The organism is Bacillus xiamenensis (genome assembly GCF_000300535.1).
GTDB lineage: Bacteria > Bacillota > Bacilli > Bacillales > Bacillaceae > Bacillus > Bacillus xiamenensis.
On the sequence record NZ_AMSH01000034.1, the window covers coordinates 1 to 20,507 of the forward strand.

Genomic DNA, 20,507 nt, shown 5'->3' on the forward strand with positions numbered 1-20,507 from the left:
CAAAAGGAGATAAAGGAAAAAGGCATTACCATGAGCATGTCCCGTAAGGGAATGCCCGCTGATAATGCCCCCATCGAATCCTTCCACTCAAGTTTAAAATCAGAAGGATTTTATCTCCACCACCTGACAAACACTACAACAGCCATTGTAGAAAAAACAGTCAGGGAGTATATTGATTATTATAACAATATCCGAATTCAATTGAAATTAAACAGCCAGTCACCAAAAGAGTTTCGGCAACTGGCTGTTTCGTAAAGGTGTTTTGATCCCTGTCTCAAAAACGGGGGTCAGTCCCGTCCCTACCAACAGGGCTTTTTCTTTTTATTAATGGCTTAACCAAAGTATGCGTCTTCTGCGGTTTGAAAATCGTTCGAGGAATTTATATGTACTGCGGTTGTGACCCCCATTAATAAGGTAAGGCTTAATATCATAACTTTCAGGTGCTTCATTCAGCTTCCTCCTCCATCCATGTCAATTTTTTGGCCTGTGATAAAAAAAATTAATCAAAGTATTTTGATGATACTTTATGATTACTTTGTTTTTTATAATCATAACTTTCAGGTGCTTCATTCAGCTTCCTCCTCCATCCATGTCAATTTTTTGGCCTGTGATTCCAAACCTTCATCAAAGTATTTTGATGCTAGTTTATGATTATCCTGCTTTTTATAAAATCTTGCAGCCATGATTGACAATTCTGCGGCATCTTTCCAAAGTTTTTGAGTTTTCAGTACATTTAAAGCTGCATCTAGTTGAGCTTCATCACCTGTTATATAAATTGAATGTATGATGTTTAACTTAGCAATATACGCATTGTCAGATAATTCATTCGCCAATATGAGTGACTCATTGTATGACTCCAGCCCTTCAGCTTTTTTATCTAACTGGAAGAGAACACGGGCTAACATGTACTTAGTTCTCATATGCAGTGTTTTGTGTGGTTTTTTTAGTTCAATAGACAACCCATTCTGGAAAGAGTCTAAAGCTTGCTGAACCTTTCCTTGACGGTCATAACATATCCCTAGATTGAAATACCCCAGCGCTTGTGGCAAATCAATGTTAGATTTTGCTGCTAAATTGATAGCATCCTTATAGGTGGATTCAGCTTGTTCGAGTTGGTTTAAATCCATCTTATTTGATGCGATTACCATTAGAGTAGTAGCAATCCGACTCTCTTGTAAATCTGCTGATTTAAAGCTCCCGGGGGTTTTTTATGAATATTTATCTGTCACGACAGTATGCTGAACTCTCTATATGTAAAATATTCTCGTATGGTAGACAAGGTTTCCTTAGCTTTATATATCTTTACGTAGGAAGCGTTTCATTTAATAGTATACATTCTTATTTTGGACTTCACTAATTTTATAAAAACACTATATATGTATTTCACATCACCAAAAAATATTATTTAAATTAATTACATTTAAATTTAAATTATTCTTTAATGGTAAATTATTAAATTTAACATGTTTTCAATATAAAAACAGCTATTATATGACCTTACGAATCATATTTAAGGTAAATTTAAACTTTTTTATTTTATCAATATGTTAAAATTAATTACCAATTAAAGGAGTGATATTAAAAATATGAAAATTAAATTTATGTTGAAGAGAGCCACAATTTTAACTGTATTCGTTTTTACTCTTAGCGCTTTATCACCTTTGACTAGTTTCGCAGAACCTAATCAAGTTAAAGATCCTGTTTTAGAAGGGGTCTTAGCTTCTGAGACTGTAGAAGGGATAGACACTACTGTAAAATTAGATGATAGCGTTCTATCCAAAAGTTTTGATCTCGAAGAAGAAGTTATGAATCTACCTTCTATAAATGAAATGACAAATAAAGAAAAAAAATTATTTTATCAAATAGTAGACGAACAAACAGAATTATCCGGTGTTGACGAAAAAGAATTATTTAAAGAAGCAATAGTAGATTTCTTTGATGAAAATTCTGAAACATATCAAGATTTGACTGGTGTACAATCTGAATTAGAAAAAGAAATGGAGTCTTTAGATAATAATCAAAATGACTTTAGTGATAATCAATTTGCTACAATAAAAAATACTTTTAGTGATATGATTGGAATTAAAGAGACTCAGGCAGCTTGGAAGATTGGTTTATCTGTAAGGGTAACAGGTGCTATAATAAACACTGCTATTGGAATAGCAGTGGGAGGGGGAGTAGGAGCTATTCAATCATTTATTATCAGTAAAGGAAAGAAAGAAGCTCAGAAAATATTTACCCGAACAGTTACAAGTAAACTAAAAGCATGGGGTGCAAAACACCTAGCAACAGCAGTTGGCGTTTCTGTAGCTTTCGCTTTAAATTATTTAGACATTGGTACTCAAATTGCTAAACAGTTAGATAAACGAGATAAACGGCCTAATAATGGTTGGGTTGATATATATTAAGAGGAGTCTATTATTATATGAAAAATATAGTGAAATACATTGTCTTTGCATGTGTAATTACAATATTTTATTATTTCTATAATATGTATGTACCCAAAAATATTTTTTATTTTCTTGCTTTGCCTATTACCTTTATTATTTATTGGTTTATTTCCAAAATATTTGATAAAAAACAAAGGTCCGATAACTGAGTTTTAAACCATTTTTAGCAGAAAAGATTGTATGATATTTACTTACTTTCAGTTGTTGGTTTACAAATTTAATATCTTTTCTCCATAAACAATTAAATAAACGCCCTCTTCTAAAAGAGGGCGTCAGACCGTAGACAAACCCCACCTTTACTTCATGAGATGGTCTTTTTTATATTCTCCCAGTGATATTTTGAATAGGACTGAAGAGAGAACGGCTTTTTTCTCTTGTCCAATCCATTTGATCAATGTGAGATAGACTTTCAGAAAGTGTATTGGCCATAGACATGACAAGATGAAGACGTGTATTTTGGAGAACGAAGTATTCCATAAACCCACTCACGTTGACAATCCCATTGATATGAATATCTCCTACCTCCGGGAGCTCCTTTTGCACACCTGCCCCAGGCTTTAACGGTCCTTCTCCAATTTGGAACGAACCTACACTTTTCACTCTTCCTAAGCAGGCATCAACCGCTACGATAAATGGATGTTTATGAGCTTGTTCAATTTCGGCGAGCTTTTCCTTTAAATTGACAGCGTGTACTGGGTCAGAGAGGGTTCCGTATACATGAAGCTTTTTCAAATCGAGACCTGAAAGCTTTGTTCCAACAAGTGGACCTAGAGAGTCGCCAGTTGAGCGGTCTGTTCCAATGCAGACGATGGCAACGGGTCTTTTCCCTGCTTTCTGAAGATGCGAGAATAAAATACTTTTAAGCTGCTGAATGGCATTTGTATCCGTATGGGACACGTATTCTTTCACCCTATTTCTAAAAAAAAGACCGTTCTTGCTATTCATAGGTCTCACTTCCTTGTCATAGTAGTTAGTAACAGTATACGGAAACAAGCTTAATTCTATACCTATGAGGTGATGATTGTGTGGAAGGCTGGTTCAAGGTGGACACTTTTAATATTAGGAAGCTTAATAGGAGCGGGATATGCTTCCGGTCAAGAAATTTGGCAGTTTTTTGGCCTTGATAGTGGACTAGCCATTCTACTGTTTACGCTGATGTTTATGCTGTCTACCTATGTGGTGTTAAAAATTAGCTATGAGGTGCGTGCCGATCACTTTGTGCCAGTGCTAGAGCGGCTTGTAGGTCCATGGCTGGCTAAGGTGTATGACATTTTAATTGTCCTTTATTTATTCACGACCACAACGGTCATGATTGCTGGCGGCGGGGTCACACTTGAGATGTATCATGTGCCATTTTGGATTGGAATCGGAGCGTTTTGTTTCTTTTCATTTATGATTTTTTTCTGGGACGTGAAAGGTCTTTTATCTGTGAATGCTTTCATTATACCAATTTTGGTTGTGGGGCTCATCTATGCGTTTGTTTTTTATTATATGAATCATGATCATATGTGGAGAATTGATTTCGGTCAGCAGTACAATTGGCCTGCCAGTATTGTCTTTGCCTCTTTGAATATATTATCTGTTGTGGCGGTGCTGTCTTCGGTTGGAAAAGAAATGAAGGGGCTTGGAGAAGCCAAGGTTGCGAGTATATTAAGCGGTTTGATTTTTGGCGTCATCTCTTATGTATATAATGAAATACTGGTCGATATTTCTGGCAGTCTTTCAGCAGAGGGAATTCCTCTGTTTACAGTATTAGAGGGGGCGCCAACGTCATTGTTTGTGTTTATGACCATTGTCCTTTGTTTAGCCATTTATACAACAACAGCTGCGGGTTTATTTGGGTTATCCAGCCGGATGCTCTCCTTTGTACGAATGCCTCGATGGTTTATTGTATTCGTTATGCTCCTTTTGATGGCGCCTTTAACCTCGCTAGGATTTGCTGATTTGATTGCTTTTTTGTATCCGATTTATAGCTTGTTAAACCTTTATTTGCTCGTTTGTTTAATGCTGTATCCGATTTTAAGTAAAAAGATATTCTCTCGGTCTAAAAATTATATTGATAAAATAAAATAAAGCACCTCTCTTACCAAGAGCAGTGCTTATTTGATCCGAATGGAATCGATGGCTTCTTTGATATCGTCATATACGGGCATGTGCTGAAGACGCTGAAGACGTTCCTCTAATTCTGAGATGGCTTGTCCCTTTAAATGCTGGGATAGATGTTGTTTGACAATGGTTGTCTGGTTCATCATATCCTCTGTTTTGGACAATTGGTACTCCAAGTGCACGCGGGTGTTTGCCAATTCGTCATGCAGCCGCATTTTCAGCAATCGCTTTAAATCCTTTCGCTGTCCCTCTCTGCGCATAGCCTGGATGGCGGCAATTTCTTCAGGAGATTGCGATTGTGCTTGAGGTGCGGACTGATTTTCGAATACAGACATCGAGCGGCGGGCACTCACATTTTGCAGAAAACGCTGGGCGTCACTAGGAGGTTTATTTTGGTTGATCATACGTTGACTCCTTTCTTACCGAATACCCATTTGCATCGCAAGGCGTCGATCTGCCTTGGCATAGTCATCACCCATTGTGTACATATGTCTTGAAAGGGTAGAAAGTTCTTGTTCATAGTCTCTCAGGGTGTACAAGGCATTCAGTTGTTTTTCATGTGAATAAAAGGATGAATGGTGCTGCTCCATCCTGACTTCTTCTAACAGTGATTCTACATCGCTATGACTTAATAGATCATAGTGGCCAAAGCCAACAAGGCCTTTGAGCTCTTGTTTTACATGATGGACAGCGTCTTTTACACTTTCATCGATCCCATCTATTTTTTCAAATATCGTTTGCACCTCATGATCAATAATGCTTTGTAGGTCATACGATGAATTTTTTAGTAAATGGGATTTTATGATAATTTCAAGCCCGTTTTGTGCATATGCACGGCCTGAATGGATTTCTTGCAAAAGCATGGTCGTAAAGCTTGTATTGTGATCAAGCTGTTCATCTAAAATACGAGCAGCTCCATTCGAATGGAATGAATACCCATTTACCTTGAAATCTCCTGATACGAGAGCTAAAAATGCATTTGTATCAAATGATGGGTTCCATTCTATATTCATAGACGCAAAAGCTGATTTTAAAAAGGTGTCCATTTCTCTTTTGTTATATTGATTGGAGTCTTGGACTGTGCCTTGGTCCCGAGGCGGTACAGTGTACTTCACTTGTCCAATCCCATGATCGTGGCGATTAAGTAAACCTACGTAATGATTGGGTTGAATATATTCCGTGAGAACATGAGTATATTTTCCTTGCAGCGCCTGTTGCTGAATCATTGGAGACAGGCTGCTCCATATATTTGGGCTATCAAATGTGATCGCTTTTTTGACAGCTGGCTGTTCTGTCGCAATATAAGCACAAACAGCACCGGCAAGAGCTTGTCCAGTGAGATAGATGGCTGCATTTGGGTGCTTCTGACAGACTTGCTCAATGTATTCTTTTCCTTTAAAAAAGACATGATCTTGATTCCCAGCCAAGGACTTCCTTTCAATGGGATAGACATAATCCGTTTTGAGCAATGAAAGGGCGGCCGTGTGAACATCTTGTGAGGATATGACCTTCATTTGCTTTGGCAGCGGACAGTGAAAAGCGACAATATATTCATCTGAACGCTCATGCTGCATTGTTAAACCATATAATTGATGATCGATTTGTAGAAAATCGTGGACAGTGAGCGTTTGCTGACCTATTTCTATCGTATGGTGCTGCTGGTAATTGTCTGCGTTTCCAGCATGATCGGATATGATTTTATATTCTTTATCGGTTAATCTATCCTTTCGATTGACCATCGTACCTGCTCCCTCACATAACATTTATGCAGATATCATAAATCAAAAAATATGGAAAAACCACAGCGTTCTACCAATAAAAACCTTTTGACCTACAGTGTTTGTGACAATATTGAAAAAAAGCGGAGTTTAAGTAACTATTGGTCACAAATAAAATGATCTAAAAGGAGTATTTTTTTTATAAAAAAAGAACGGGACTGACGCAAGAAAGTATCTCTTTATTTTGTTCATTGCTCTCCGTCACCGTTTTTTTGTACAATAGATTCAATGAAGTGAGCAAGAGAGGTGAAGGCTGATGGCAGACAAAGCATTTGGGTTACATGACGTCGTTGAAATGAAAAAACCCCATCCATGTGGTGCCAATCGGTGGAAAGTCATTCGTTTGGGCATGGATATTCGCATTAAGTGCGAAGGGTGCGGGCACAGCGTGATGATCCCAAGAAGAGATTTTGAACGAAAAATGAAAAAAATTCTCGTCAAGCATGAAGAGCCGACTGCTTAAGTAGGCCTCATGCTTTTTTTGATTAAATTTGTCTTTTGTATAGAGAAACAGATGCAATATTCCGTTTTAAAGTTCTGATTTAGTCTTTTTGGTGATGTTTCTACTATTGAAAATGCATAACGGTTAGCTTGTCTTTTCATGTAAACCTACTTATAATTGCTCTAGGTTCATATTACGCAGTATAACGAGCACGTTTCATATAGAGGAGATGAAAGAATGGCTTTAACAGCTGGTATTGTTGGCTTACCTAACGTCGGGAAGTCAACGCTATTTAATGCAATTACACAGGCTGGAGCGGAGTCTGCTAACTATCCGTTCTGTACCATTGATCCAAACGTCGGAATTGTAGAAGTTCCAGACGAACGTTTACAAAAGCTGACAGAATTGGTGCGGCCGAAAAAGACAGTTCCGACTGCTTTTGAATTCACTGATATTGCTGGTATTGTCAAAGGTGCCTCTAAAGGTGAAGGGTTAGGAAATAAATTCCTTTCTCATATCCGCCAAGTAGATGCGATCTGTCATGTGGTAAGAGCTTTTGCCGATGATAACATTACACACGTATCAGGTAAGGTTGACCCAGTATCAGATATTGAAACGATTAATTTAGAATTGATTTTGGCTGATCTAGAAACGGTTGAAAAGCGATTAACTCGTGTGAGTAAGCTTGCGAAACAAAAGGACAAGGAAGCTGTAGCTGAATTTGAGATTTTGACGAAGCTAAAGGACGCGTTTGAAGCTGGGAAATCTGCAAGATCTGTAGAATTTACAGATGAGCAGCAAAAGCTTGTGAAACAGCTTCATTTACTAACGTCTAAACCCATTCTTTATGTAGCAAATGTGAGTGAGGATGAAGTTGCGGATCAGGACGGTAATGAATATGTGCAGCAAATTCGTGAGTTTGCCTCTGGCGAAAATGCTGAAGTGATCGTTGTTTGTGCTAAGATCGAGTCTGAAATTGCAGAGCTTGAAGGAGAAGAGAAGCAGATGTTCCTTGAAGAACTCGGCATCAAAGAATCAGGACTAGATCAGCTGATTAAAGCGTCTTATTCACTTCTAGGCTTAGCTACGTATTTCACAGCAGGTGAGCAGGAAGTACGTGCCTGGACATTTAAAAAAGGAATGAAGGCACCAGAATGTGCTGGAATTATTCACACGGATTTTGAGCGTGGATTTATTCGTGCTGAAACGGTTGCTTATGAGGATTTACTAGCTGGCGGAAGCATGTCTGCTGCGAAAGAGGCAGGGAAAGTTCGTTTAGAAGGTAAAGAATACGAAGTGAAAGATGGAGACGTCATTCATTTCCGTTTTAACGTATAGGTTCTTGTCATAGACCAAGTGATTTGTTATAATATACAATTGTGAGTAATATAATTTATTGCTCCTTGCCCGTTTAGGGCCGCTTAGACCAAAAGGAGGTGCAATCAGATGAGAAAGTACGAAGTTATGTACATCATCCGCCCAACAGTTGACGATGAGGCTAAAAAAGCAGTTATCGAGCGTTTCAATAACGTGTTAACTTCTAACGGTGCGGAGATCACTGGAACAAAGGATTGGGGTAAACGTCGTCTTGCATACGAAATCAACGATTTCCGTGACGGTTTCTACCAAATCGTAAACGTTCAATCTGACGCTGCAGCAGTTCAAGAATTTGACCGCTTAGCTAAGATCAGTGACGATATCATTCGCCACATTGTTGTGAAAGAAGAAGAATAAATCATTGAAATATATATCTAAAGGTGGTCTTTCAATATGCTAAACCGTGTTGTATTGGTCGGAAGACTAACAAAAGACCCTGAGCTTCGCTACACGCCTAATGGTGCGGCTGTAGCCACGTTTACTCTAGCGGTGAATCGTACGTTTACGAATCAATCTGGAGAGCGTGAAGCCGATTTCATTAACTGTGTTACTTGGAGAAGACAAGCCGAGAATGTGGCTAACTTCTTGAAAAAAGGAAGTCTTGCCGGTGTAGACGGTCGCTTGCAGACAAGAAACTATGAAAACCAGCAAGGACAGCGTGTCTTCGTGACAGAAGTTCAAGCTGAAAGTGTTCAATTTCTTGAGCCGAAAAGTGGCGGTGCTGGTTCAGGTGGATACAGCGGCGGTGGCAATAGCGGAGGCCAGTATTATGGCGGCAGCCAAAACGATCAGAATCCATTTGGAAATGAACCAAATCAAAGTCCATATGGCAATCAAAACAACCAAAATCGTAATCAGGGGAATAGCTTCAATGATGACCCATTTGCGAATGACGGTAAACCGATTGACATCTCCGATGATGATTTGCCATTCTAATTGAACTGAAAAAATAACTAAAGGAAAGGTGTGAAAACAAATGGCAGGTGGACGCAGAGGCGGTCGTGCGAAACGTCGTAAAGTATGTTTCTTTACTTCTAACGGTATCACGCACATCGATTACAAAGATGTTGATCTTCTTAGAAAGTTTGTTTCTGAGCGTGGTAAAATTTTACCTCGTCGTGTAACAGGAACTAGCGCTAAGTATCAACGTAAATTGACTTTAGCGATCAAAAGATCACGTCAAATGGCATTACTTCCATACGTGACTGGTGAGTAAGTCGTTGACTTAAAAGCGAAGAGCCTTGAGCTCTTCGCTTTTTTTATTAAATAAAATAGATCAAAAGAAAAGCAGGTCTGCTATTTGTATAGTGACCCTGTTTTTTTAAAAAGAAAAAACAAAAATCGTTGACATTTATTTAAAAACATCATATCCTTAATTCGAGATAAATATATTTTTTTGGTTTAATATCTCGAATTCGAGATAATATAAAGGCATCAGTTAAGACATAATGAATAGAGTTACTTGTATTAGGAGGTCATTAGAGGTGAAGAAAACAGAAGGAATTCACCATATTACAGCCATCGTGGGTCATCCTCAGGAGAACGTTGATTTTTATGCAGGTGTTTTAGGTCTCCGTCTTGTGAAGAAGACCGTGAATTTTGATGATCCTGGCACCTATCATTTATATTTTGGGAATGAAGAGGGATCTCCAGGTACCATTATTACGTTTTTCCCTTGGCCAGGCGCACAAAAGGGACAAATTGGAGCAGGCCAAGTCGGTGTGACAACCTATGTCGTACCGACAGGCGCGTTCTCTTTCTGGAAGGAACGTCTTGAGCAGTTTGATGTTTCTTATGAAACGGTTGAACGCTTTGGTGAGGCCTTTCTCTCATTTGAAGATCCGCACGGCTTGTTGATTGAGCTTGTAGAGCGTGAGGAAGGAAAGCCAAATGAGTGGACATTTAATGGGGTCACTCCAGATGCAGCGATTAAAGGGTTTGGGGGAGCTATTTTATTCACATCACAGCCGGAGCAAACAATGCAGCTGTTAGAGCAAACGATGGGGCTTGAACGAGTCGGCGAAGATGAGGATTATGTGAGATTCCGTTCGTTCGGTGATATTGGGAATGTTATTGATGTGAAAAAGACACCTGTTGCACGAGGCCGTATGGGCGTGGGTGTTGTACATCATATTGCGTGGAGAGCAACAGATGATCAGGATCAATTAGATTGGCAAAGACATATTGCGCAAAGCGGGTACCAAGTGACACCTGTGCAAGACCGAAATTACTTCAATTCCATTTATTTTCGAGAGCTTGGCGGCATATTATTTGAGATTGCGACCGATCCCCCAGGTTTTGCACATGATGAATCTGTGGAAACAATGGGTGAAGCGTTGAAACTGCCGCCGCAATATGAGGAGCAGCGCAGTCAGATTGAACAAATTGTGCTTCCGATTGAGGTAAGAGAAATAAAAGGGAAAGGAGATTCATGATGAAGCATCTTTTTCAAAAAGGAAAGAATGAACAAAAACCGGTCCTGCTCCTGCTGCATGGAACTGGCGGGACAGAACATGATTTATTGCCGCTTGCAGAGGTGGTAGATCCTGACGCATCTGTTCTTAGTGTAAGAGGAAATGTGTTAGAAAACGGCATGCCGCGCTTTTTCAGGCGTTTGGCAGAGGGTGTTTTTGATGAGCAAGATTTAATTGAGCGTACAGAGGAATTATATACATTTATCGGGGAAGCAGCAGATAAGTATGCATTTGATCGTCACAATGTTGTAGCCATCGGCTATTCAAACGGGGCGAATATTGCTGGAAGTCTGTTATTCCATTACGGAGATGCGTTGAAAGGAGCGATCCTGCATCATCCAATGGTCCCAAGACGAGGGGTTTCATTACCTTCATTAGCGGGGAAACAAGTCTTTATAGCAGCTGGTGAAAATGATCCAATGTGCCGTCCTGAGGAATCTCAGGAACTGGAGCAACTGCTTCAGGAGGCGGGAGCATCCGTAACGCTTCATTGGGAAAATCGTGGACATCAGCTAACGAGAGAAGAAGTCGATGCTGCGGCATTGTGGTATCGTCGTCAATTTAAATAAGGTGGGGAATACAGGTGGGATTTTTACAGAAGCTTTTTGGGCAAACCAAACAAAAGGAGATGGAACAAGTGGAAAACGTAAAACTAGCGATTATTTATTATAGTTCAACAGGTACAAACTATCAGATGGCGAAATGGGCTGAGGCTGGTGCGAAAGAAGCTGGCGCTGAAGTCAAAATATTAAAGGTTCCTGAATTGGCACCAGAATCAGTTGTTGCATCAAATCCAGCATGGAAAGCACATTTAGATGAAACAAAAGATGTCCCTGAGGTTCAGTTAAGTGACTTAGAGTGGGCAGATGCCATTATTTTCAGCATGCCGACACGTTTCGGTAACTTACCGGCTCAAATGAAGCAATTCTTAGATACAACAGGCGGTTTGTGGTTCCAAGGCAAATTGGCAAACAAAGCAGTGAGTGCGATGACATCTGCACAAAATCCAAATGGCGGACAGGAGCAGACGGTTCTAAGCCTTTATACAACCATGTTCCACTGGGGAGCTATTATTGCCGCTCCTGGATACACAGATGATTCCCTATACGGCGCAGGGGGTAACCCTTACGGTGTGAGTGTCACTGTGGACCAAAATGGCAAGATTCAAGAGGATGCAGAAGCTGCCGTGAAACATCAGGCGAAACGTACAGTGAATGTGGCAGAATGGATCAAAAAAGGTCAAAACGCTTAATAGATGTATAAAAAAAGAATGCAGCCTTGCCGCTGCATTCTTTTTTCATTAATAAGGATCTGAAGGTGTGCTGTTGTTGATCGCATCGTTTACAGCCTGTGCGACGCCTGTTGATCCAATTGGTCCGCTTGGTTCCTCTTGTTTGAAGGCTTTTAAGCCATCGGCCACACGTTTTCCATAGTCAGGATCAGCTTTTGTAAAGTTTTCGATCATTTGGTCTTGGATGTCTTTTTGGCAGGTAGCTAAGGTGTTGACTAAGTTTTTAATCAGTTCCTCACGTTCCCAATCATTGAAGCGGCGATAGGTTTCTCCCGCTTGTCCGAAATTGTTCGGGCGGTCAATGGCTTCTCGTTTGACTTCACCCTCTACAAAAGGCGTATGATCCTTTCCATCTTGCTGCGCTTCTTTTAATCCTCCGAGAATGGACGGTTCATAATTCACATGGGGGTTTTGTCCTTTTCCTTGATCCACATGATATTCCATTTGCCCATCTCGCTGATTGGTGGCAACATTCTTTTTCGGGGCATTGATCGGCAGCTGTAAATAATTTGGCCCGACACGATATCGCTGCGTATCAGAGTATGAGAAGGTACGTCCTTGCAGCAATTTATCATCTGAGAAATCTAATCCGTCTACAAGAACCCCCGTCCCAAAGGCAACCTGTTCCACTTCTGCAAAATAATTTTCTGGATTTTTGTTTAGCACCATTCGTCCGATCGGTTTCCATGGATAATCATCCTTGTACCAGAGCTTTGTCGGATCTAGTGGATCAAAGTCTAGATGGGGGTGGGTGTCATCTTCCATGATTTGCGCGTATACTTCCCATTCAGGATGATCCCCTTGTTCAATGGCTTCATATAAATCCTGTGTGGCATGATTAAAGTTTTCCCCTTGAATGGCTTGGGCTTGTTCTTGTGTCAGGTTCCGAATCCCTTGCTTCGGTTCAAAGTGATACTTGACCAGTACTGCTTTTCCTTCATGATTCACCCATTTATAGGCATGGACGCCAGAGCCTTGCATGTGCCGGTATGTGGCAGGAATACCCCATGGTGAGAAGAGAAATGTCACCATATGTGTTGCTTCAGGTGATTGTGAAACGAAATCAAAAATGCGCTCTCCATCCTGACGATTGGTGACAGGGTCAGGCTTAAAGGCATGAACCAAATCAGGGAATTTCAAAGCATCTCGAATAAAGAAAATTTTGAGATTGTTCCCAACGAGATCCCAGTTGCCGTCTTCTGTATAAAATTTGATCGCAAATCCCCGCGGATCGCGTAAAGTTTCTGGTGAATGTCCGCCGTGAATAACAGAAGAGAATCGAACGAAGACAGGGGTCTTTTTTCCTTTATCTTGAAATAATTTGGCTCTTGTATAAGTGGAAATGGGTTCGTCACCGAATGTACCGTAGGCTTCAAAGTATCCGTGTGCGCCGGCACCTCGTGCGTGAACGACACGTTCAGGGATGCGTTCACGATCAAAATGACTGATTTTCTCTAGGAAATCGTAGTTTTCAAGCGTAGTCGGTCCTCTATTCCCAACGGTTCTCATGTTTTGATTATCTGTTACCGGGTGACCTTGTCGATTCGTCAAGGTTTCTTCTGACTCTGAAGATGATGTAGGCTGTTGTTCTTCTTTCAAGGTAGAATCCCTCCTTCAATTTCTCCCTAACAATATGGCCATGTTGCTCCCTATTTCATACAAGGATTGATATAATGAGTGAAAACTTTTATGAGGAGCGGGCCTAATGATTCGATTGCACTGCCTTCACGCACATCCATCTAATATTTCTTACATTGACGACGCTTTCTATGACACAGGATTTGATCTGCATCACATCGTCGATTCATCATTTATGGAACGGGCCAAACAAGATCCCGATTTTGATGTTCACAAGCAGCAAACCTATGCCATCAGCAGCTTGATGCAAGAGCGGGAGGCGGATCTGATCTTATTAACGTGTACTCAATACATTGCGGCATTGGGGGATCAGCAGCACTTTTTTAAACAACCGATTGTTCCGATAGATGAGCCGTTATTCGAGCAGATTTGTGAGAAAAAAGGGCCGCTTCAGTTAGTGTTTTCAAACCCAGATACAGTAGAAGGCACGATGAATCGGCTGTATTCATATGCAACAGAGCGGGAAAAGCAGGTTGAAGTAGAAATGGTTGTGATGGAGGATGCCTTTCATCTTTGCCTAGATGGTCATATGCAAGCTTATGACGAGCGAATCAAGGAGCAGCTGAAAAGATGTATGAAGCAAAAAAACGGAGATATTTGTGTGATGCAGCTCTCGATGGTTCACGCTGCCCAGCAGGTGGAGGAGGAGACAGGCATTTCTATCATTCATCCGCTGTCTCCACTAAAATCCTTTGTTCATCAAACAATAGCGGCTACGAAAGAGTGAACCCAACAGGTTCGCTTTTTTTGTATAGAAAGATATACTTTGACATGGTAAAAATAATCGAGCGCAAACTATTTTGAAAGAGTGCACGTCTATCCAATGTAAGAAATAACAGATGCGCATTTAAGATAAAGGAGCTCTTTGTAAAATGAAGAAACGAAAAATAGACGATCAATTTGCGGATTACGTCATGGAGCATAAACACAGTTTTTATCGGTTGTCCTATAGCTATGTCAAAAACCCGGAAGATGCGATGGATGTCGTTCAAGAGGCTATTCATAAAGCACTCAAATCTGTCCACCGACTAGAGGATGCAAGCAAAATGCATAGCTGGTTTTATAAAATCGTCGTGAATGCTGCGCTAGACTTTTTACGAAAGAAGAAGCGGGTGCAGGTGACAGATGATGACACACTTGAATTCTTATCAAAGGGCGAATCGGATGTCTATGAGGATCAAGATGTCAGACTGGCCATAGAAGATTTGCCGGAGATGTATCGGGTCATCATTATATTGAGATTCTTTGAAGATTTAAAACTAGAGGACATTGCTCATATTCTCGAAGAAAATGAAAACACCATTAAAACAAGATTATATAAGGCGTTGCGGCTTTTAAAAGTAGAATTATCCCAGGAGGAAATATAAATGGATAAGCATTTGGAACAGTTAAAAGAGGGATATTTAGAAATACCTATCCCGCCAGAATATGATGCTATGGTTGAACGAACATTGAAGCGAAAAAATAAAAGACTACACTTTCAGCAATGGGCCATTGGACTCGCCGCTGCGGCGTCTCTTTTTGTGACCACTGTGAATGTCAGTCCACAGGCAGCAAGAGCGATCTCAGAGGTACCTGTCATTGGTGAGCTTGTGAAAGTCGTGACGTTCACAGAATTTAAAAAGAGCAATCAGGGAACAAATATTGATCTCAAAACACCACACGTTTCAGGGCTTGGGGACGGGACATTACAAGACAGCCTGAATCAAAAATATTTAGCTGAAAACAAAAAGCTGTATCAAGATTTTGAAAAGGAAACCAAGGGCTATCAAAATGGCCATTTGAGTGTTGAGAGCGGGTATGAAGTGAAAACGAACAATGATCAAATTCTCTCAATAGGCCGGTACAAAGTGACCACTGAGGCTTCAGCGGCAGAAGAAATGACGTACGATACGGTTGATAAGAAGAACCATGTACTCCTTACATTACCAAGCTTGTTTAAAGATGAGCGTTATATTGATGTAATTAGTGAGAACATTAAAGAACAAATGAAAAAACAGATGAAAGAGGATTCCAATAAGATTTACTGGATCGGCAAAGAGGATATGGACCCATTTAAGAAAATCCAGCCGGAACAAAGCTTCTATATCAATTCGAAAGGCAAGCTCGTGATTTCCTTCAACGAATATGATGTGGCGCCTGGCTACATGGGGATGGTTGAATTCACGATTCCAACAAGTGCTCTAAAGGATATCCTCGTCAGTGATGTATATATTCATTAAAAAGAAGACATACAAAAAAGGCTGCTGAACGGGGGTCAGTCCCCGGGTCAGCAGCCTTTTTTTATTGATTAAGAAAGAGCGTCCGTAAGTGCAGGCACGACTTGTTTCTTTCTTGATACGACACCTTTGAGTAATGCCGTGTTGTTTTCAAGCTTGACGTTAAATGCTTTTTCTACTTTTGCTGCTTCAGCACCAAGTGCAAGCGCAAGAGAGTCATTTTCTAGAATGTCTGTGATCACTAGAACAAATAGATCAAGGCCTTTCGCTGTAATGACTTCATTGATTTTTGCTTCAATGTCAGCTTGTCTTGCTGTGACTTCAGCGATATCAACTGTATTCACTTGAGCAATTTCGACTTTGCTGTTCCCAAGTGCAAATTCTTTTGCATCAAGTGTGATTAATTCTTGAACCGTTTTTTGGCTTAGGTCAGCGCCTGCTTTCAGCATGTCTAAACCGTATACTTCAGGGTCAACTCCTGCGATTTTTGCCAGCTCATGCGCAGCATCAATATCTTGCTGTGTGCATGTTGGGGATTTGAAAAGTAAGGAATCAGAAATGATCGCAGATAAAAGCAAACCAGCGATTTCTTTTTCGATTGTGACTTGATGCTCTTTGTACATTTTGTTTAAGATCGTTGCTGTACAGCCAACTGGCTCAGCACGATAGTAAAGAGGTTCACTTGTTTCAAAGTTGGCAATGCGGTGATGGTCAATGACCTCGGTTACTTGTACTTGATCAATATCGCTTACACTTTGCTGGAATTCGTTATGATCGACAAGAATGACTTGTTTTGTTTCGTTGGCAGCCGTTTCAATAAGACGCGGTGCTTCTTGTTTAAAGAAATCTAATGCATATTGTGTTTCTCCATTGATTTCTCCAAGTCTGACAGCTTCTGCCTCAGTGCCGATTTTGTTTTTTAGATCAGCGTAAGCGATAGCAGAGCAAATCGTGTCTGTGTCAGGATTTTTGTGTCCGAATACGAGTGTTTTTCCCATGTGAATTCTCCTTCTTACATTTATTGATGATGTTTCTATTCTAACAGCTTTTGACCTTGAATTCAGGGTTTATAGCTAAGAATAATCTAAAAAATTGTAACATGCTGTCTGAAAACTTGCATGCACTCATCCATATAAGTGTTCCACGTGAAACGTTCCGAGAATAGCCTGCATTTTACTTGCGATTTGCCGCTATGGTAAAATAAAGGTTGGGGCAAGATATGACGGAGCTTACATCGCACGTATACATAGAAGTACACATTGAGCAAGATATAGACAAATGATTGGATAGAGGTGAAGGTGTGAAACAAACAAAAGCGTTAGTAGAAGGCGCTATCATGATCAGCATTTTTGCGGTGATGACGTTGTTTTATTTGTATGTGCCGCTATTATCCATTATTTTCTGCCTAGCTGCTCCGATTCCGATCATTCTCTATACAATCAGGCATGGCTTGAAAAAAGGAATTGCGGCTGGCGCTATTGGCATAGTGATCAGCTTTTTAATTGGGTCTATTAACGGGCTGATGAGTGCACCAATACTGATCGCTGTCGGAATAGGAATGGGTGTTTTCTACAGCAGGAGGCAGCCAGGTAATGCCATCATTACCGGTGCGCTGATTTATTTATTCAGTTTTCTCATCTACTTTGTCGTCAGTGTCCAGCTTTTCCAGATAGATATACTTGGTGCTGCTAAAGAATCAATTGACCAAATGATGCCGATGGTAGAGAGTGTCTTAAAGCAATCCGGCGCTTCTGAACAGGACATAGCGAAACAACTCAAGCAGTTTAGAGAGGTGCAGGATACGGCATTAAGTGCTTTACCTGTCACGCTGCTTATTTTTGTCACGCTGGTGTCTTTTGTGAATCATTGGTTCGTTCGTCCCTTGCTCAAACGGTTTGTTCCAGACATGCCAGTCCTGAAGAAATTTAAGGATATGCGTCTGCCAAAAAGCATGGTATGGTATTATTTACTCACACTGCTTTTGATGCTGATTCAGTCAGAGAAAGGCAGCTTTTTATGGCTCGTGCAAACGAGTGCGTTTCAAATTTTATATATACTGGTGCTTATTCAGGGCTTTTCTTTTATCTTCTATTATTGCCACGAAAAAAACATCTCAAAAGCGGTACCCATTTTCGCTGTCGTGTTAACGGTTTTCTTTCCGCCGATCGGTGTGATTGTGCGAATTATAGGGATTGCTGACATAGGCTTTGATTTAAGAGAAAAAGTAAAAAACAAATAATTCACTCTGAATGTTGAGGAGTTGATATCAGTGCCAAGCTTCTATAGAAAACCTGTCATCAAGTATCCGATCTTCGCGTTAATTGTTCTTGCGGTGGTCACAGTCCTCCTCAACCTTTATTTTAATTGGATCATAGGAGCGGTTGGTCTTTTAGTCCTTGCAGGTGTGCTTTACTTCTTAAAGTGGGCAGATACGCAAGTGCAAAAAGAGATTGATTCATATATTTCAACATTATCCTATCGAGTCAAAAAGGTTGGAGAAGAAGCATTAATGGAGATGCCAATTGGTATTATGCTGTTTAATGACCAGTATTATATCGAATGGACCAATCCATTTCTCGCTTCGTGCTTTCATGAAAGCACACTTGTCGGCAGATCCTTGTACGATACATTTGAGTCAATTGTGCCTCTGATTAAACAAGAGGTCGAGACAGAGAATGTGACGCTGAATGACCGGAAATTCAAAGTCATTATTAAACGGTCCGAGCGCCTTTTATATTTCTTTGATGTCACGGAACAGGTGCAGATTGAAAGGCAGTACGAAAATGAACGAACGGTGTTATCGTATATCTTTTTAGACAATTACGACGATGTCACGCAAGGTCTTGATGATCAAGTGCGCAGCGCCATTAATAGTGAAGTGACATCGCTGTTAAACAATTGGGCACAAGAATATGGCATTTTCTTGAAAAGAATTTCATCTGAACGATTTATGGCGGTATTAAATGAGAGCATCTTAGCAGAGCTTGAAGCGTCGAAGTTCTCCATTTTAGACGAGGTCCGTGAGAAAACAGGGGCACATAGCGCAACGCTTACCCTTAGTATCGGAATCGGTGCGTCGGTTCCATCTTTAAAAGAGCTTGGAGCGCTTGCCCAATCGAGTCTTGACCTTGCCCTCGGACGAGGCGGGGATCAGGTAGCCATTAAACAGCCGAATGGGAAAGTGAAATTTTACGGCGGGAAAACCAATCCAATGGAAAAACGGACACGAGTGCGCGCGCGGGTTATTTCTCATGCATTAAAAGAAATTGTATCTGAAAGCGGTAATGTCATGATCATGGGGCATAAGTTTCCCGATATGGACTCAATTGGTGCATCAATTGGTATTTTAAAGGTCGCTCAGGCCAATGGGAAAGAAGGCTATATCGTCATTGATGCCAATCAGATTGGGGATAGTGTTCAACGCTTAATTAGTGAAATTAAGAATTATGAAGAGCTTTGGTCACGTTTTATCACACCAGAGGAAGCCATGGAGCTTGCAAAGGATGATACATTGCTGGTGGTCGTCGATACACACAAGCCGTCTCTTGTCATGGAAGAACGACTGCTCAATAAAATTGAAAATGTCGTTGTCATTGATCACCATAGACGTGGTGAGGAGTTTATCCGTGATCCTTTACTTGTCTATATGGAGCCTTATGCTTCATCTACAGCAGAACTTGTAACAGAGCTGTTAGAGTATCAGCCGAAGAAATTGCGGATTAACATGATTGAGGCCACCGCCCTTCTTGCTGGGATCATTGTGGATACGAAAAGTTTCTCACTGAGAACAGGGTCAAGAACTTTCGATGCAGCTTCTTACCTGCGTGCAAAGGGGGCAGATCCTGTCCTTGTACAAAAGTTTCTCAAAGAAACCGTCGATCATTACATCAAACGGGCAAAACTCATTCAGCATACAGAGCTGTATCAAAACCAGGTAGCGATCGCTTCATTGCCGTCTGACAGCTCTGAATATTATGATCAAATTACGATTGCACAGACAGCTGATTCTCTCTTGTCAATGAGTGAGGTGGAAGCGTCATTTGCTGTCGCTAGACGAGATGACGACACCGTATGCATTAGTGCAAGATCATTAGGGGATATCAACGTTCAAATTATTATGGAAGCATTAGACGGCGGCGGTCATTTGACTAACGCTGCGACCCAGATTTATGGTATAACCATTGAAGAAGCGGTAGAGAAGTTAAAAGCTGCCATAGACGAATATTTCGAAGGAGGGGTTCAAAGATGAAAGTGATCTTTCTAAAAGACGTAAAAGGCAAAGGGAAAAAAGGCGAAGTGAAGAATGTAGCTGACGGATACGCTCACAACTTTCTCATCAAACAAGGGTTAGCTGTTGAAGCAACTCCAACGAACCTAAGTGCATTGGAAGGGCAGAAAAACAAAGAGAAAAAGAATGCCATCCAGGAGCTTGAACAAGCGAAACAACTCAAAGAAACACTTGAGGCGTTAACAGTGGAACTCACTGCAAAATCAGGTGAAGGCGGTCGTCTGTTTGGATCGATTACAAGCAAACAAATCGCTGATAAATTGCAAAAAGATCATCAAATCAAACTCGATAAACGCAAAATCGAGCTGAATGATGCGATTCGTGCGTTAGGATACACAAATGTACCGGTGAAGCTTCACCCAGAAGTACAAGCAACGTTAAAGGTGCATGTGACAGAACAAGCATAAACAGAACAGACCCCGTCTCCTCGTGAGACGGGGTCTT

23 protein-coding genes are annotated in these 20,507 nt (G+C 40.7%); 17 read left to right on the plus strand and 6 right to left on the minus strand.

The annotated features are described in order from the left end of the window. Nucleotides 1-255, plus strand: a 255-nt coding sequence (locus BA1_RS11535; RefSeq protein ID WP_008359087.1) for an IS3 family transposase, incomplete at its 5' end; no start/stop codon positions are given. Nucleotides 256-566: 311 nt separating this feature from the next. On the opposite strand, the gene BA1_RS11540 is transcribed toward BA1_RS11535, so the two are convergent. After that, nucleotides 567-1,163 carry a tetratricopeptide repeat protein gene (locus tag BA1_RS11540; protein ID WP_474372819.1) on the minus strand — a complete coding sequence of 199 codons (597 nt, stop codon included), beginning with the start codon at nt 1,161-1,163 and terminating at the stop codon, nt 567-569. Between the two features lie 423 nt (nt 1,164-1,586). Here BA1_RS11540 and BA1_RS19050 point away from each other — a divergent pair, with 423 nt between their 5' ends. Next, entirely contained in the window at nt 1,587-2,408 is an 822-nt protein-coding gene (locus tag BA1_RS19050) for a hypothetical protein (protein ID WP_008359091.1), read from the plus strand. A 360-nt stretch (nt 2,409-2,768) separates the two neighbouring features. Here the strand turns inward: BA1_RS19050 and yyaC are convergent, their stop codons facing one another. After that, the gene (yyaC, locus tag BA1_RS11550) at nt 2,769-3,395 is read right to left on the minus strand and encodes a spore protease YyaC (protein ID WP_008359093.1); all 627 of its coding nucleotides are present in this window, start codon (nt 3,393-3,395) and stop codon (nt 2,769-2,771) included. A gap of 72 nt (nt 3,396-3,467) precedes the next feature. Between yyaC and BA1_RS11555 the strand changes: the two genes are divergently transcribed. After that, nucleotides 3,468-4,523 carry a YkvI family membrane protein gene (locus BA1_RS11555; RefSeq protein ID WP_082194749.1) on the plus strand — a complete coding sequence of 352 codons (1,056 nt, stop codon included), beginning with the start codon at nt 3,468-3,470 and terminating at the stop codon, nt 4,521-4,523. Nucleotides 4,524-4,549: 26 nt separating this feature from the next. On the opposite strand, the gene BA1_RS11560 is transcribed toward BA1_RS11555, so the two are convergent. Both BA1_RS11560 and BA1_RS11565 read right to left on the minus strand, forming a co-directional pair. After that, entirely contained in the window at nt 4,550-4,960 is a 411-nt protein-coding gene (locus tag BA1_RS11560; protein ID WP_008359097.1) for a hypothetical protein, read from the minus strand. Between the two features lie 15 nt (nt 4,961-4,975). Further along, the gene (locus tag BA1_RS11565; protein ID WP_008359100.1) at nt 4,976-6,295 is read right to left on the minus strand and encodes a hypothetical protein; all 1,320 of its coding nucleotides are present in this window, start codon (nt 6,293-6,295) and stop codon (nt 4,976-4,978) included. Between the two features lie 295 nt (nt 6,296-6,590). Between BA1_RS11565 and BA1_RS11570 the strand changes: the two genes are divergently transcribed. The 8 genes from BA1_RS11570 to wrbA all read left to right on the plus strand — a co-directional run bounded on the left by BA1_RS11570 (nt 6,591) and on the right by wrbA (nt 11,879). Next, the gene (locus BA1_RS11570) at nt 6,591-6,797 is read left to right on the plus strand and encodes a DUF951 domain-containing protein (protein ID WP_008347561.1); all 207 of its coding nucleotides are present in this window, start codon (nt 6,591-6,593) and stop codon (nt 6,795-6,797) included. Nucleotides 6,798-7,013: 216 nt separating this feature from the next. Beyond that, nucleotides 7,014-8,114, plus strand: coding sequence for a redox-regulated ATPase YchF (ychF, locus tag BA1_RS11575; protein ID WP_008359102.1), 1,101 nt, complete (start codon nt 7,014-7,016; stop codon nt 8,112-8,114). 108 nt (nt 8,115-8,222) lie between these two features. Next, on the plus strand, nt 8,223-8,510 hold the full coding sequence (gene rpsF / locus BA1_RS11580; RefSeq protein WP_008359103.1) for a 30S ribosomal protein S6: 288 nt from the start codon (nt 8,223-8,225) through the stop codon (nt 8,508-8,510). 36 nt (nt 8,511-8,546) lie between these two features. Further along, nucleotides 8,547-9,089 (plus strand): single-stranded DNA-binding protein SsbA, encoded by a 543-nt coding sequence (ssbA, locus tag BA1_RS11585; RefSeq protein ID WP_008359104.1) that lies wholly within the window; start codon nt 8,547-8,549, stop codon nt 9,087-9,089. A 40-nt stretch (nt 9,090-9,129) separates the two neighbouring features. Further along, nucleotides 9,130-9,369, plus strand: a complete 240-nt coding sequence (gene rpsR / locus BA1_RS11590; protein ID WP_008359105.1) for a 30S ribosomal protein S18 — start codon at nt 9,130-9,132, stop codon at nt 9,367-9,369. Between the two features lie 232 nt (nt 9,370-9,601). Further along, the gene (locus BA1_RS11595) at nt 9,602-10,588 is read left to right on the plus strand and encodes a ring-cleaving dioxygenase (RefSeq protein WP_051009119.1); all 987 of its coding nucleotides are present in this window, start codon (nt 9,602-9,604) and stop codon (nt 10,586-10,588) included. After that, nucleotides 10,585-11,196 (plus strand): alpha/beta hydrolase, encoded by a 612-nt coding sequence (locus BA1_RS11600; RefSeq protein ID WP_008359110.1) that lies wholly within the window; start codon nt 10,585-10,587, stop codon nt 11,194-11,196. The genes BA1_RS11595 and BA1_RS11600 overlap by 4 nt, the downstream gene beginning before the upstream one ends. A 59-nt stretch (nt 11,197-11,255) precedes the next feature. Then, entirely contained in the window at nt 11,256-11,879 is a 624-nt protein-coding gene (gene wrbA / locus BA1_RS11605) for an NAD(P)H:quinone oxidoreductase (protein WP_051009120.1), read from the plus strand. 48 nt (nt 11,880-11,927) lie between these two features. On the opposite strand, the gene katX is transcribed toward wrbA, so the two are convergent. Next, the gene (gene katX / locus BA1_RS11610; protein WP_008359115.1) at nt 11,928-13,517 is read right to left on the minus strand and encodes a catalase KatX; all 1,590 of its coding nucleotides are present in this window, start codon (nt 13,515-13,517) and stop codon (nt 11,928-11,930) included. Between the two features lie 106 nt (nt 13,518-13,623). Between katX and BA1_RS11615 the strand changes: the two genes are divergently transcribed. From BA1_RS11615 to rsiV, 3 genes are all read left to right on the plus strand, one after another. Further along, nucleotides 13,624-14,283, plus strand: coding sequence for a hypothetical protein (locus BA1_RS11615; protein ID WP_008359117.1), 660 nt, complete (start codon nt 13,624-13,626; stop codon nt 14,281-14,283). Nucleotides 14,284-14,428: 145 nt separating this feature from the next. After that, the gene (locus BA1_RS11620) at nt 14,429-14,923 is read left to right on the plus strand and encodes an RNA polymerase sigma factor (RefSeq protein ID WP_008359119.1); all 495 of its coding nucleotides are present in this window, start codon (nt 14,429-14,431) and stop codon (nt 14,921-14,923) included. Continuing rightward, nucleotides 14,924-15,778 (plus strand): anti-sigma-V factor RsiV, encoded by an 855-nt coding sequence (rsiV, locus tag BA1_RS11625; protein ID WP_008359121.1) that lies wholly within the window; start codon nt 14,924-14,926, stop codon nt 15,776-15,778. A gap of 68 nt (nt 15,779-15,846) precedes the next feature. On the opposite strand, the gene BA1_RS11630 is transcribed toward rsiV, so the two are convergent. Continuing rightward, nucleotides 15,847-16,773: a manganese-dependent inorganic pyrophosphatase gene (locus BA1_RS11630; protein WP_008359122.1), complete on the minus strand. Its 927-nt coding sequence runs from the start codon at nt 16,771-16,773 to the stop codon at nt 15,847-15,849. Nucleotides 16,774-17,075: 302 nt separating this feature from the next. On the opposite strand from BA1_RS11630, the gene BA1_RS11635 reads away from it, so the two are divergent. From BA1_RS11635 to rplI, 3 genes are read left to right on the plus strand one after another with little or no spacing between them, the layout of a single operon-like run. Further along, nucleotides 17,076-18,014, plus strand: a complete 939-nt coding sequence (locus BA1_RS11635) for a YybS family protein (protein WP_034739221.1) — start codon at nt 17,076-17,078, stop codon at nt 18,012-18,014. A gap of 30 nt (nt 18,015-18,044) precedes the next feature. Beyond that, on the plus strand, nt 18,045-20,024 hold the full coding sequence (locus tag BA1_RS11640) for a DHH family phosphoesterase (RefSeq protein WP_008359126.1): 1,980 nt from the start codon (nt 18,045-18,047) through the stop codon (nt 20,022-20,024). Further along, a complete protein-coding gene (gene rplI, locus BA1_RS11645; protein ID WP_008359128.1) occupies nt 20,021-20,470 on the plus strand; it encodes a 50S ribosomal protein L9 in 450 nt (149 codons plus the stop codon). Before BA1_RS11640 ends, rplI begins: the two co-directional genes overlap by 4 nt. Nucleotides 20,471-20,507: the final 37 nt, after the last annotated feature.

Excerpts from the sequence above, each read along its gene's own strand:
- BA1_RS19050 (WP_008359091.1), top strand. The coding sequence starts at position 1,587 with ATGAAAATTAAATTTATGTTGAAGAGAGCCACAATTTTAACTGTATTC.
- yyaC (WP_008359093.1), bottom strand. The coding sequence starts at position 3,395 with ATGAATAGCAAGAACGGTCTTTTTTTTAGAAATAGGGTGAAAGAATAC.
- BA1_RS11555 (WP_082194749.1), top strand. The coding sequence starts at position 3,468 with ATGATTGTGTGGAAGGCTGGTTCAAGGTGGACACTTTTAATATTAGGA.
- BA1_RS11560 (WP_008359097.1), bottom strand. The coding sequence starts at position 4,960 with ATGATCAACCAAAATAAACCTCCTAGTGACGCCCAGCGTTTTCTGCAA.
- BA1_RS11565 (WP_008359100.1), bottom strand. The coding sequence starts at position 6,295 with ATGGTCAATCGAAAGGATAGATTAACCGATAAAGAATATAAAATCATA.
- BA1_RS11570 (WP_008347561.1), top strand. The coding sequence starts at position 6,591 with ATGGCAGACAAAGCATTTGGGTTACATGACGTCGTTGAAATGAAAAAA.
- ychF (WP_008359102.1), top strand. The coding sequence starts at position 7,014 with ATGGCTTTAACAGCTGGTATTGTTGGCTTACCTAACGTCGGGAAGTCA.
- rpsF (WP_008359103.1), top strand. The coding sequence starts at position 8,223 with ATGAGAAAGTACGAAGTTATGTACATCATCCGCCCAACAGTTGACGAT.
- ssbA (WP_008359104.1), top strand. The coding sequence starts at position 8,547 with ATGCTAAACCGTGTTGTATTGGTCGGAAGACTAACAAAAGACCCTGAG.
- rpsR (WP_008359105.1), top strand. The coding sequence starts at position 9,130 with ATGGCAGGTGGACGCAGAGGCGGTCGTGCGAAACGTCGTAAAGTATGT.
- BA1_RS11595 (WP_051009119.1), top strand. The coding sequence starts at position 9,602 with ATGAATAGAGTTACTTGTATTAGGAGGTCATTAGAGGTGAAGAAAACA.
- BA1_RS11600 (WP_008359110.1), top strand. The coding sequence starts at position 10,585 with ATGATGAAGCATCTTTTTCAAAAAGGAAAGAATGAACAAAAACCGGTC.
- wrbA (WP_051009120.1), top strand. The coding sequence starts at position 11,256 with ATGGAACAAGTGGAAAACGTAAAACTAGCGATTATTTATTATAGTTCA.
- BA1_RS11615 (WP_008359117.1), top strand. The coding sequence starts at position 13,624 with ATGATTCGATTGCACTGCCTTCACGCACATCCATCTAATATTTCTTAC.
- BA1_RS11620 (WP_008359119.1), top strand. The coding sequence starts at position 14,429 with ATGAAGAAACGAAAAATAGACGATCAATTTGCGGATTACGTCATGGAG.
- rsiV (WP_008359121.1), top strand. The coding sequence starts at position 14,924 with ATGGATAAGCATTTGGAACAGTTAAAAGAGGGATATTTAGAAATACCT.
- BA1_RS11630 (WP_008359122.1), bottom strand. The coding sequence starts at position 16,773 with ATGGGAAAAACACTCGTATTCGGACACAAAAATCCTGACACAGACACG.
- rplI (WP_008359128.1), top strand. The coding sequence starts at position 20,021 with ATGAAAGTGATCTTTCTAAAAGACGTAAAAGGCAAAGGGAAAAAAGGC.